Raw genomic sequence first — 12202 nt, 5'->3', positions numbered from 1 at the left:
CAGGGCACCGCCCCCGGGGTTGCGACCCGGCGGCCGCGGCCTTCAGGACCGCACGGGGCCGACCCAGACCTGCTGGGCGTTGACGAACTCGCGGATGCCGTGCGGCCCCAGTTCCCGACCGTAGCCGGAGCGCTTGACGCCGCCCGAGGGCAGCCGGGGATCGGTCTTGACGATCCCGTTGATCGAGACCTGGCCGGCCTCGATGCGCCGGGCCATGGCCTCACCGCGCTCAGTGGAGGTCCATACGCTCGCCCCCAGCCCGTACGGGGTGTCGTTGGCGATCTCCAGCGCGTCCTCGGCGTCGTCGGCGGCGACCACCACGGCGACCGGCCCGAAGGTTTCCTCCGTACAGGTGGTCATCCCGGGCTCGACATCGGTGAGCAGGGTGACGGGGTAGAAGTAGCCGTCGCCGTCCGGCAGCTCGCCTCCCAGCACACAGGTGGCGCCGGCCTCGATGCTCGAGGTGACCTGGCGGTGGAGGTTCTCGCGCAGCTCCTCCCGGGCGATTGGGCCGACCTGGGTGGATTCCTCGCGGGGGTCGCCGACCGTGAGGTCGCGCAGGTGTCCGGCCAGCAGGTCCACGAACTCGTCGTGCACGCTGCGTTCCACGACCACCCGTTTGGCGGCGATGCAGGACTGCCCGGCGTTGATGATCCGCGACAGTGCCGTGACCTCCGCGGCCTTCTCCAGGTCGGCGTCGGCCAGCACGATGCAGGGGTCGGAGCCGCCGAGCTCGAGGACCGCGGGCTTGATCTCGCTCGCCGCGGCCGCGGCCACCTTCGATCCGGCCCGGTCGGAGCCGGTGAAGGAGACCGCGCGGATCCTCGGGTCGCGGATCACCTGCTCCACGTCCTCGGTGGCGGCCGGCAGGGTCTGGAAGATGCCCTCGGGTGCGCCGACGGCCCGGAACGCCTCCTCGATCGCCGCCGCGCAGCCGGGCACGTGCGGATCGTGCTTCATCACGCAGGTGTTGCCGGCCATCAGGGCCGGGGCGCAGAAGCGGAACGCGAGCCAGAACGGGGCGTTCCACGGCAGGATCCCCAGGACCGGCCCCAGCGGCAGGTACTGCACATAGGACGAGGTGGCGTCGGAGGCGATGTGTTCGTCGGCCAGGTACGCCTCGGCGTGGTCGGCGTAGTGCTCGGCGGCCCACGCGGCCTTGCCCACCTCGCCGCGGGCCTCGCTGATGGGTTTGCCCATCTCCTCGGTCATCAGCGGCGCGAGTTCATCGGTGTGCTCGCGCAGGTGGGCGGCCACGGCCCGCAGCACCTCCGCGCGTTCGCCGAAGCCCGTGGTGCGCCAGGTTTCGAAGGCGTTCCGGGCCCGGTCGAGAATCGCGGTGATCTCGTCTGATGTTGCGGCGGGCATCTCGCGCGCCACCCGGCCGGTGGTGGGGTCGATGGCTTTCAGCATGGTCATGGCTGTGCTCCTCTCAGCCGCTCACAGCGGTTCGGGTGGCGTCGGTGGCAGGGGTTCTCCCGGCGGGATCCTCATGGACGACGAAGTCCTCGTCCAGGGTGAAGAAGGACTCGCAGCCGTCATCGGTGATGCGGACGGTGTCGGAGATGCCGACGGTCTTGTCCCCGTCGACCCCCCACATCCAGGGCAGGATGTGGAAGGTCATGCCCGGCTCAAGCGGGGTGGGATCTCCCGACATCAGCGAGAGGATGTAGCCCTCGTCCCAGCTCGGCGGGAAGGCGATCCCGATCGAGTAGCCCGCGCGGGTCACCAGGCGGGCGCCGACGTCGTTGCCGTCGATGATGCCGCGGGCCAGGTCGTCGACCTCCCCGACCGTCATGCCCGGTCGCAGCGTGCGGCGCAGTTCGGCGAGCGCGTACTTCATCGTCTCCTGGGCCCGGTACATGGAGTCGGTCAGGTGGCCATTGACCGCGGTGCGCATCATCGCGGTGTGGTAGCGGCGGTAGCAGCCGCCGACCTCAAGGAAGACGTGCTCCCCCGGTCTGATGGTGCGGCCCTCCCAGGTGCAGTGCCCGATCATCGAGCGCGGGCCGGAGGCCACATAGGGCATGACCGAGGGGAACTCGCCGCCGGCGCGGAACATGGCGGCGGAGATCGCGGCGGCGACGTCGTTCTCGGTGGCGCCGGCCACGGCCGTCTCCAGGCCCGCGGTCATCCCGGCCTCGGCCGCTGCCGCCGCCCGGCGCATCACCTCGATCTCCACATCGGACTTGCGGATGCGGCCCTCCTCGATGATTCCGAAGCAGTCGACGAGCCCGTTGCCGTAGGCGTCGTGCAGCCGGTCCTGCTGGTAGGCGGGGAAATAGTAGCTGTTGCGCTCGAATCCGACCCGGGCCCCGCCCAGACCCAGGTCCTTGAGCACCTTCACCAGTTCGCGGATGGCGTCGCCGTTGTCGGGGTACGGGCGGGACCGTTCGACCCAGGTGCGGTGGATGACGTTGGACTCCTCCAGCGCCCGGGTGACCATCACGGGTTCGTCGTCCAGCGGGACCACCAAGGCCTGGAAGAAGCTGTACCCGGTGGTCTGGTAGTCCGTCAGGTACATGAGGTTCTCCGGGTCGGAGATGACCACGGCGTCGAGCCTGCGCTCCGCCATCCGCCCGCGCAGCTCCCGCAGCCGCCGCTCGTACTCGTGGGCCGGGAATGTCATGTCATCGCGGTAGCGCATCAGGTCACCGCCTGGGCGGCGCGGATGGCCTGCTCGAACAGGTCGAGTCCCTCGGCCAGGTCGTCCTCGCCGATGGTCAGCGGCGGGATCAGCTTGATCACCTGCCCGCCCGTGCCACAGGGGCCGATCAGCAGGCCGCGGTCGAACGCCTCGGCCTGCACCTGCTTGGCGAAGGCGCCGTCGCCGGTGTCCAGCGCCTGCATCATCCCGCGTCCGCGGACCTCCCAGTCCCGGTCCGGATGGTCGGCGGCGATGCGCTCGAGGCGCTCGCGCATCACCTGCCCCTTGTCCCGCACCCCTGCCAGGAAGGCCTCGTCGGTGAAGTAGCCCAGCGCGACGGTGCCGGCGATGAACGACAGCCCCTGCCCGCGGAAGGTGCCGGTGTGCGCCCCGGGGGACCAGTTGTCGTCGACGGCCGGTTTGTTGAGGTTCATCGCGATCGGGGTGCCGAAGCCGCCGAGCCCCTTGGCGAGGGTGATGATGTCGGGATCCAGGTCCATGTCATCGAAGGAGAAGTAGCTGCCGGTACGGCCGATGCCGGCCTGGATGTCGTCGATGATGAACAGTGCCCCGACCTCGCGGGCGAGGTCCTGCACCTCGTGCAGCCACTCGCGGCTGGCCACGTTGACGCCGCCCTCCGCCTGGACCGGCTCGACGAGGAACGCGGCGGGCGGGGTGTTGCCGCTGGAGGTGTCGCGCAGCGACGCCGCGTACTCGGCGATGGCCGTGCGGCCGCCGGGCGCGGTCTCGAAAGGCAGGCGCACGACGTCGGTCAGGGGCACGCCCGCCCACTGGCGGAAGGCGTGGTTGGCGGTGGCGGCCAGGGAACCGAGGGTCATGCCGTGGAAGCCGTGGCTGAAGGCCACAATCTCGCGGCGCCCGGTGCTCAGGCGCGCCAGTTTCAGGGCGGCCTCGACGGCGTTGGATCCGGTGGGGCCCATGAACTGCAGACGGTGGTCCATGCCGCGGGGGGCGAGCACCACCTCGTGGAAACGTTGGATGAAGTCGCGTTTGGTGGTGGTGTAGGTGTCCAGGCTGTGGGCGACGCCGTCGGACTGGAGGAACTCGATCATCGCCTCCTTCATCCGCGGGTTGTTGTGCCCGAAATTCAGCACTCCGGCGCCGGAGAAGAAGTCGATGTACGAGGTGCCGTCCTCCGCGGTCTGGCGCGCGTTGGAGGCCGACGCGAACACCGTCGGAAAGTTGCGGCAGTAGCCGCGGATACTGGACTCGTGGTGCTCAAAAATGGTGGTGTCCATGGTGGAGGCCTAACTCTCGCGGGTGCGCGAGTGTCGGGGGTACGGACGTGGTGCTGGGGCTTGCCGTCAGACGACCTCGGTATTCAGTTGGGACCGGCCTGGGCCGGTGATTGTCACCCTAGTGGGTACGTGATTATTTGTGTTCCAAATCACTAAAAAATCGCCAGCCCCCATCTATCAGCCCCTGCCGCGCCACGGCGGCCGCGCCGGAGACGACCCGCGCACCAGACAAAGCCGAACCCCAGGGGTGAACCCAACTGATCCACCGAAAAACCCGGCCCCCTCCCCCATTTTCACCCTCGCCCCACGTAGTGGCTGCTCAGATTTTTATTCATGCAAAGCTAACCTTTGCAAAGTTATCCTCGCTGATCAGCAAAAAGTTCGCTAACCGCACAATCATTTCACCTAGAGAACAGCCGAGTGCCTGTATGTTATTCGTTTGTTCCATAAACCGACTGACGCGCAAGGCTGATCCTATGACCACTCTCGAAACCCAGACCGCCCGAGCACTGACCGACGAAGAGATCTTCGCCGCCCACGAGGGAGGCAAGCTCTCGATCGCCTCGGCACGCCCCCTGGGGACCATGCGCGACCTCTCGCTGGCGTACACCCCGGGAGTGGCCACCGTCTGCCAGGCGATCGCCGAGGAACCCGCCGTGGCCCGGACCCACACCGGAATCGGCGACACCGTCGCGATCATCTCCGACGGCAGCGCGGTGCTGGGACTCGGCGACATCGGCCCGCAGGCCTCCCTCCCGGTCATGGAGGGCAAGGCCCAGCTGTTCAGCTCCTTCGCCGGTCTGAAGGCGGTGCCGCTGGTGCTCGACGTCCGCGACGTCGACGAGCTCGTGGACACGATCGCGGCGCTGGCACCCTCCTTCGGCGGCATCAACCTCGAGGACATCTCCGCCCCGCGCTGCTTCGAGGTCGAGCGCAAGCTGATCGAACGGCTGAACATCCCCGTCATGCACGACGACCAGCACGGCACCGCCGTGGTCATCCTCGCCGCCCTGCGCAACGCCGTCGCGCTGCTGCAGCGGGAGCTCGCCGAGCTGCGCATCGTGATCTCCGGCGCCGGCGCCGCGGGCGTGGCTGCCGTGGACATGCTTCTCGACGCCGGCGCCCGCGACATTGTGGTCCTCGACTCCCGCGGCGTCATCCACGCCGACCGCGGCGATCTCACCCCGGTCAAGCAGGAGCTGGCGGCCAAGACCAACCCGCGCGGGGTCACCGGCGGCGTCAACGAGGCCTTCACCGGCGCCGACACCTTCATCGGCGTCTCCGGCGGCAGCATCGGCGAGGAGGCACTGAAGCTGATGGCACCGGAGCCGATCCTGTTCACCCTGGCCAACCCGACCCCGGAGATCGACCCCGGGCTGTCCCGCCGCTACGGTGCCATCGTGGCCACCGGCCGCAGCGACCTGCCGAACCAGATCAACAATGTCCTGGCCTTCCCGGGCATCTTCCACGGCGCCCTCGCGGCGAACGCCACGGCGATCACCCCGGAGATGAAGCTGGCGGCCTCCCGCGCCATCGCGGAGATCGCCGCAGAAGATCTCGACGCCGGGCGGATCGTGCCCTCCCCGCTGGATCCGCGGGTGGCCCCGGCGGTCAGTGCTGCGGTGCAGGCGGCCGCACAGGGGTAAAGCTCCGAGGCCCTACAGCTCCTCCAGCCGCAGCGGATAGGTCCCCGGTCCGAACTGTGGCGCATCAACGTCCAGTCCCTGCCAGATCTCCGCCAGCTCCTGCGCCCAGTCGAGATCCAGCCACGGATCCGCTGCTGCCGCCTTCTCCGGGCCCTGGGCCAGGATCTCGCGGATCAGCTCGTAACCGCCGGGACCCCCGACGTCCTCCGGTGGGCAGGCCTTGCTCGCGCGCACAATATGGGAACCGGCCTGCCGGGTCACGATCTTGCGTGGCTTCAGCCGCATGATCCAGCCGTCACCGTAGTCGTACGCCAGCCGTACGGTCGGCCCGCCCGGCGTGAGCACCTGCCCCAGCTCCACATCCTTGGCCCAGAGGTAGTCAAGGACGGGTTCGAATTCCGGGAGGTCCGGGTACAGCGCGAACCTGTCGTTGCTGTTGCGGGCACCGGGCTTGGGCAGGGAGAAGTCGTACAGGTGGCTCAGCTCCCACCCGAACAAGACGATGATCAACTGCATGGCGCGGTCACCGTCGAGGGCGACCGGCAGCTGCATCACCCGACTGACGCGGGGTTTGACGCCGTCGAGGGCGATCTCGAACTCGATGTGGTCGACCTCGCCGGCCAGATCGTGGTTGTCCGGGCTGGTCCGCCGTCCCGGCAGCACGGAATCGTCCAGCTGCTCGGCCTGGGAGAACAGCGGCATGAAGCCCTGCGGCGGTTTCCGGCTCCCGCCGCCGGTGGTGGCCGGGGGTGTGGGGTCCTCCTCGGCGTCGTCGGGGCCCACGAACATCTCCCGGAACTGCCGAATCTGCCGATTCACCTCATCGGAGAAGCCGGTTTCATCGAATTGGGCGTCCACGGCGGGGTCACCGATGACGAAGCCGTCCTCCGGGAGGTCGTCCTCCAGCGGGGAACCCCAGGGGTTGACGGCGGACATCACGGCGTCGAGAAGCCTCTTGACGGCCGGATCGTCGGTGTAGGAGTCGAAGCGGAAGTCCGCGGGACCCGGTTCCAGGGAGAAGCGGGCGTCCGGACGGGGTTTGAGGATCTGCTCCGGGACCGGGTACCCGGTGGCGAAGTCCTGGGCGATACGCCCGGAGGTGATGTCGGCCATGAAGAGCTCGACGATCAGCGCGCGGTCCCGGTCAAGCGTCTGTTCCGGCTGATCACCGGGGAGGTTCTCCGACACCGTGAGCCGTTGGCCGTCCACCTGAACCAGTCCGACGTCGTGGAGCGTGTCCAGGGCTTCCGGTAGACCGGGGACGTCATCGGCGCTGCGCAGCTCCCGGTTCCCGAAGATCGGAGCGGGCACCTGCGCCCACTGTTCCGCGAAGAAGGCGCTGTCGCCCACCACTTTCCGGGTGTCGGGCAGCGAGAGCCGGCCGTTTTTCAGGACCTTCGCCGGGCCGCGCTGCTCCAGGACGTTCAGCAGCTCCAGTGCGGCCACCGGCAACGGGGAGCGGGACGCGTAGGTCTCCAGCAATCCGAACCAGGGGAACACCAGATCCTCGCCGGACAGGCGGAAATAGTTGTGGATCCGTTCGCGGACGTTGAACTCGCGGGGCAGGAGCACCTCCGCGACCTCGGAATCGCGCAGCAGGGCCATCTGCAGGTGCGGCGGAACCGGTTCCCCGGCCCTGGCCCAGGTGACCGCCTCATAGACCGGCACCGACACGTCCCCGCTCAACAGCGGGAGACTCTCATCGACCGGGCTGAAGGGCCCGGCGGCAGCGTCGAGTTCAGTGTCGGCGGGTGTACGAGTCTGCAGGATGAACCGCCACCCCTTGGCGGGGACGAGGTCGAGCCTAAGTTCAGCACCGCTCTGTTCGGCGCCGTGCAGCACCTCGGAGAACTCCATGCCGGTGACGTCCCAGAGGCTGTCACTGTCGAAGTGGTACTCACCTCGTGCGGCGTAACGGGATGAACCGGCGGGTCTCCGCAGTTCCAGCACCGTCGTCGGCGAGGGGGTGAATCCCATCCCCACCGCGAGCAGGTCGACCACCTGCATAGCCGGCAGACTGGAATCAACGAGGAACTCCCGCGCCAACGGTTCACTCAGCGCCGTGGACTCCAGGCGGAGCAGCGTCCAGTTCCGGTTGGATCGTCGGGCAGAAAGATCAATCACGGAGTCAGTCACGGTTTCACGGTACCGGGGCTGAGCCGATGTGGGGAGAATTGAGCCCGCAGACTTTTGATGATGGGGGTGCCTCCCGCTCCTGCAGTCGAACTGCCGCATCAGCTTCGACCGTCTGCCACAGTCGCCCCGGTCTCTACCAGCTGTGGAGCGGGCCAGGGAGCTCTTTCGTCATTTCGGGAGGTTCTCCCACCGGGTAACCGAGTCCGCTGAGAATCTCTGCCGCCAGCTGATGATTCTGCCTGATGACCGCCCCCTCCTGCTTCATCCGGTACTTTTCACGTCCTTCTTCAACGTGATCCAGCCAATCCGCCTCGCCGAGAAAACCGAGTTCTTCAATGGCCAACTGGACTACATCTTCAAGGCAGAGACGGTACCGGTGCCCTCCCATCGGGTAGTGGAGGTCGGCCTGGTGAAACGCTTTGTCCACCTGCTTATTCCGTTGGAGAAGCAATGCAAGTGGCACCGAGTCGGAGTGAAAGTGGATATGGGAAACCGGCTTGTTCCTGGCCTCACGCTCGTACTCAAAGCGGACGACCGGGAGTACTTTTCTTTTCTGCACATACCGGATCTGGAAGCTGCTCTCCTGAATCGCCAGTTCGGTACGAGATCGGTTCAGGGACATCTTGTATCGGATGACCAGTTCTCCCGGCTTCGAGGGCGAGCCGGCAGAGCTCAGTCTGAGGCTAATGGAAACAGAGGCGCGAAAAGTCTCTCCATTGACCACAGGGAACTCAACATCGGCGTGGTCAGGAAAACACGCCTCCAGAAGATGAAGAATCTCCTCCACGAAGGAAGTCACCTCGCGGGAAAATTCTTCCGGGGTCAAGCCGCTTCATCCCCGATAACGTAGCTGAGACTCATGTACTCGTTGAGAATGGCCTCATCATTCAGGTCAAGGAAGTCGATCGACTGGAGCGCAAGGAGATCCTGGATGGTGCGGGGAGCAAGTTTCGCCAGAAGCTCATCTCGGCGCGCTTTCAGCTCAGCAGTGCTCTGGGGACGGAACAGCGGTGCCGACATCAGTCCTCCTCTCGTCACCGATTCATCAGGTCGCTTCTGATCATAATTCAAGAATTCTCTGGGCGACACAGCTGGTACCGGGATGGTCTCCTGCCCCGTCGGTGCACCTCTCTCAGAGTGGAGCGTGGAAATAAGAACGGCAAGAAACCTCGGGGCCGCGAGCACGCCGTCGAAGAAACAGCTCCTCAGCGCACATCGCCCCCTCTACCCCAGCAGCACCACATCCAGCCTTCTCGGACCATGCACCCCTTCGACCCGCTCGAGCTCGATATCGGAGGTCGCCGACGGCCCGGAGATCATCGTGATCGGGGCGGTCGGCTCCACCTGGGCCAGCGCCTCGGGGATGAGTTCGACGACCGAGTCCACGGGCACCACGCAGATGTGGTGGTCCGGGACCAGGCTGATGGCGCGACGCCCCTCGTCGGGGCGGCCGGTGAGGAAGATGGTGCCGGTCTCCGCGCAGGAGACGGTGGATGAGGTGAGCACGGCGTCGACCGCGTTGAGTTCGCGCACGCTGAGGATCGCCCCGTCGCGCTCATCGCGGGGCTCGACGATCGCGCGGCGCGCGGCGGTGTCCGCCGGTAGCCAGGCGGCGTCCAGCCCCTCGGGGACCACATAGCGGGCGGACTCCCCCAGCAGGGCGGCGATGCGGCCGGGCAGGGTGTCGACGGTCTCGTGGTAGACCGCGGCCTTGTAGTCGACCAGCCGGTCCTCGAGCATCGCCAGGACCTCGTCGGCGGCGCGTTGCGAGGCCCGCCGGTAGGTGCGTGCGACCTCGGGCACGGCTGGGGCGTCGTTCAGCGCGCTGCGCAGTCGGCCCAGGATCTCTGCTTTGGCGTCGGTGCTCACTTGTTCTCCTCCTGGGTCGTTCGCGCCCCGCCGTCCCGGTCCACGCGCTGTTCGGTCTCCCCCGAATGCTCGGCCCACCAGTTGCGGAAGGACTGGCGGGGCGGGGCCGGCAGGTCGCGCTCGTCGGTCCAGCCGCCGGCCATGCCGGGCAGCCAGCCGATGGCGCGGTCCCGCCCGGCCACCACGCGTCCCAGGGGCAGGGCGCGTTCGGCCAGGGACATCCGGCGTCCCGAGGACATCACGAACGACGCCCCCTTCATCATCACGTCCATCTCGGAGGGTACCTGCGGCAGCCTGTCCCGGAGCTTGCCCAGCCGACCGGGGCCGGACTGCCCGGATTCGGAATTCCCGGAGTCGTACGAGCCATGATCCTCCCCCGGTGCCGGCTCGGCGTCCGCAGTGGGGCGTTGGCCGTGTTTGGTGCGCACGTCCTCGTCGCGCAGGTGCACCAGGATCTCGGGGATGTTGATCTTCACCGGGCAGACGTCGTAGCAGGCACCGCACAGCGAGGACGCGTACGGCAGCGAGGCGTTCTCCGCGGAGGTGATGCCCGTCAGCTGCGGGGAGAGGATCGCACCGATCGGGCCGGGGTAGGTGGAGCCGTAGGCATGCCCGCCGGTCTGCTCGTAGACGGGGCAGACGTTCAGGCACGCCGAGCAGCGGATGCAGTGCAGGGCGGAGCGGCCGTCCGGATCGTCGAGCACGGCCGAGCGGCCGTTGTCCAGCAGCACGACGTGCATGTTCTGCGGACCGTCGCCGGGGGTCACCCCGGTCCACATGGAGGTGTAGGGGTTCATCCGCTCGCCGGTGGACGAGCGCGGCAGCAGCTGGAGGAAGACCTCGAGGTCGGCGAAGGTGGGCACGAGCTTCTCGATGCCCATCACGGTGATCAGCGTGTCCGGCAGGGTCAGGCACATCCGCCCATTGCCCTCGGACTCCACGACCGTGAGCGTGCCGGTCTCGGCGATGCCGAAATTCGCGCCCGAGACGGCCACGGAGGTGGACAGGAACTTCTCCCGCAGGTGCCTGCGCGCCGCCTCAGCGAGGTCACGGGGCTCGGAGGTCAGCGATTCGTCGGCCTCCGGCATCTCCTGCAGGAAAATGTCGCGGATCTCGTTGCGGTTGCGGTGGATGGCCGGGACCAGGATATGGGAGGGTTTGTCGTGCCCGAGCTGGACGATCAGCTCCGCCAGGTCGGTCTCGGTGGCGGTGATGCCGAGCTCGTTCAGGTGGTGCTCCAGGTCGATCTCCTGGGTGGCCATCGACTTGATCTTGATGACCTCCTCCGAGCCGGTGGCCTGGACCAGCTCGCCGACGATGCGGTTGGCCTCCGCGGCGTCGCGCGCCCAGTGAACAGTGCCGCCGCGGGCGGTGAAGTTGCGCTCGAACTCCTCGAGCAGTTCCGGCAGGTTCGCCATCACCTGCTGTTTGAGCGCGGAACCGGCGTCGCGTAGTTCCGCCCAGTCCGGCAGCTCACCGACCACCCGGCCCCGCTTGCCGCGGATGGTGTGGGTGGCGTGGCGGATATTCGCCCGCATCTGGTCATTGCCCAGCTGGGTCTTGGCGGCCTCGGGGAAGGCGATGTCGGCGTGCAGGTTTCCCTGGCCGTAGGCGGGGCGGACGGTCGGCATGCCCAGTGGTGTGTGGGTCATCGGGTACCTCCTCGAGTGGTGGCGGGAATGGACAACTCCACAGGGCCGGAGATGTCGAGCGGGTTCTCGCGGGTGGCGGCCAGAATCTCGGCGAAGTGCACGGTCTTCACCCCGGTACCGCGGCGGGACATGGCCCCGCCCAGGTGCATGAGGCAGGAGGCGTCGCCGCCGGTGCACAGTCCCGCGCCGGTGGCGACGATATTGTCGATCTTCTCCTCGGCCATCGCCGCAGAAACCTCCGGCACCTTGAACGAGAAGGTGCCGCCGAAGCCGCAGCACTCCTCGGCGTCGGGAAGCTCGGTGAACTGCACGCCCTCGACCGAGCGGAGCAGGTCCTTCTGCCGGTCGCCCAGGCGCAGCAGGCGCATGCCGTGGCAGGAGGGGTGGTAGGTGACGGTGTGCGGGAACCAGGAGCCGAGCTGTTCGGCGGCGTCGGTCACGCCGAGAACGTCCGTGAGCAGCTGGGACAGCTCGTAGGTGTTGTCGGCGACGGCCTCGGCCTGCTGCGCCAGGGCCTCGTCGCCCCCGGCGCGGGCGACCATCGGCTGCTGGTGGCCCAGGGAGGCGACACAGGAGCCCGACGGGGCGACGGCGACGTCGTAGTCGGCAGCCGAGAAGGCCTTCACGTGGTTGCGGACAACCGGCAGGGCGTCGTCCAGGTAGCCGCTGTTGACGTGCATCTGGGAACAGCAGCCCTGGCCGGGCGGGAAGATGACCTCGTGCCCGAGCCGTTCGAGCACGCGCACGGTGGCCAGGGCGACCCGCGGGTACATCGCGTCCACGATGCACGTGGCGAACAGAGCGATTCTCATGGGACCTCCGGTAAACGGGAGAGGGAGCGGAGCCGGTGCGTGGCCCCTGTGGTCAGACCATCGTAGGACGGTGAGCGACGTCACGCAATCGCGGGAAAAGATGCCCGAATTCATTGCAAGTGTGACCTGAACCATATATTCTGCTGTGGCCTGACCATAATGGTCAGGCCACAGCTCCGGC

Annotated in this window: 10 protein-coding genes; 1 reads left to right on the top strand and 9 read right to left on the bottom strand. The window is 67.6% G+C overall.

The window, feature by feature from the left end:
* Positions 1–42: 42 nt before the first annotated feature.
* The 3 genes from A605_RS00825 to A605_RS00815 are packed head-to-tail and all read right to left on the bottom strand — an operon-like array spanning position 43 to position 3906.
* Positions 43–1419 carry an NAD-dependent succinate-semialdehyde dehydrogenase gene (locus A605_RS00825; RefSeq protein WP_015399607.1) on the bottom strand — a complete coding sequence of 459 codons (1377 nt, stop codon included), beginning with the start codon at positions 1417–1419 and terminating at the stop codon, positions 43–45.
* Positions 1420–1432: 13 nt separating this feature from the next.
* A complete protein-coding gene (doeA, locus tag A605_RS00820; RefSeq protein WP_015399606.1) occupies positions 1433–2647 on the bottom strand; it encodes an ectoine hydrolase in 1215 nt (404 codons plus the stop codon).
* On the bottom strand, positions 2647–3906 hold the full coding sequence (locus tag A605_RS00815; RefSeq protein ID WP_015399605.1) for an aspartate aminotransferase family protein: 1260 nt from the start codon (positions 3904–3906) through the stop codon (positions 2647–2649). The genes doeA and A605_RS00815 overlap by 1 nt, the downstream gene beginning before the upstream one ends.
* A 476-nt stretch (positions 3907–4382) precedes the next feature.
* Here A605_RS00815 and A605_RS00810 point away from each other — a divergent pair, with 476 nt between their 5' ends.
* Positions 4383–5552: an NAD(P)-dependent malic enzyme gene (locus tag A605_RS00810; RefSeq protein ID WP_015399604.1), complete on the top strand. Its 1170-nt coding sequence runs from the start codon at positions 4383–4385 to the stop codon at positions 5550–5552.
* 12 nt (positions 5553–5564) lie between these two features.
* Here the strand turns inward: A605_RS00810 and A605_RS00805 are convergent, their stop codons facing one another.
* From A605_RS00805 to A605_RS00780, 6 genes are all read right to left on the bottom strand, one after another.
* Positions 5565–7688 carry a plasmid pRiA4b ORF-3 family protein gene (locus A605_RS00805; RefSeq protein WP_161607622.1) on the bottom strand — a complete coding sequence of 708 codons (2124 nt, stop codon included), beginning with the start codon at positions 7686–7688 and terminating at the stop codon, positions 5565–5567.
* Positions 7689–7821: 133 nt separating this feature from the next.
* Complete coding sequence (locus tag A605_RS00800) at positions 7822–8487, bottom strand: hypothetical protein (protein ID WP_015399602.1); 666 nt, start codon at positions 8485–8487, stop codon at positions 7822–7824.
* 23 nt (positions 8488–8510) lie between these two features.
* Positions 8511–8708, bottom strand: coding sequence for a hypothetical protein (locus A605_RS00795; RefSeq protein ID WP_015399601.1), 198 nt, complete (start codon positions 8706–8708; stop codon positions 8511–8513).
* A gap of 204 nt (positions 8709–8912) precedes the next feature.
* Positions 8913–9557: a LutC/YkgG family protein gene (locus tag A605_RS00790; RefSeq protein ID WP_015399600.1), complete on the bottom strand. Its 645-nt coding sequence runs from the start codon at positions 9555–9557 to the stop codon at positions 8913–8915.
* The gene (locus A605_RS00785; protein WP_015399599.1) at positions 9554–11209 is read right to left on the bottom strand and encodes a lactate utilization protein B; all 1656 of its coding nucleotides are present in this window, start codon (positions 11207–11209) and stop codon (positions 9554–9556) included. Before A605_RS00785 ends, A605_RS00790 begins: the two co-directional genes overlap by 4 nt.
* Entirely contained in the window at positions 11206–12021 is an 816-nt protein-coding gene (locus A605_RS00780; RefSeq protein ID WP_015399598.1) for a (Fe-S)-binding protein, read from the bottom strand. The genes A605_RS00785 and A605_RS00780 overlap by 4 nt, the downstream gene beginning before the upstream one ends.
* Positions 12022–12202: the final 181 nt, after the last annotated feature.

The sequence above is a fragment of the Corynebacterium halotolerans YIM 70093 = DSM 44683 genome (assembly GCF_000341345.1).
Taxonomy (GTDB): domain Bacteria; phylum Actinomycetota; class Actinomycetes; order Mycobacteriales; family Mycobacteriaceae; genus Corynebacterium; species Corynebacterium halotolerans.
Note: the sequence above shows the minus strand (reverse complement) of the source record. Positions and strands in the feature narration are given on the sequence as shown.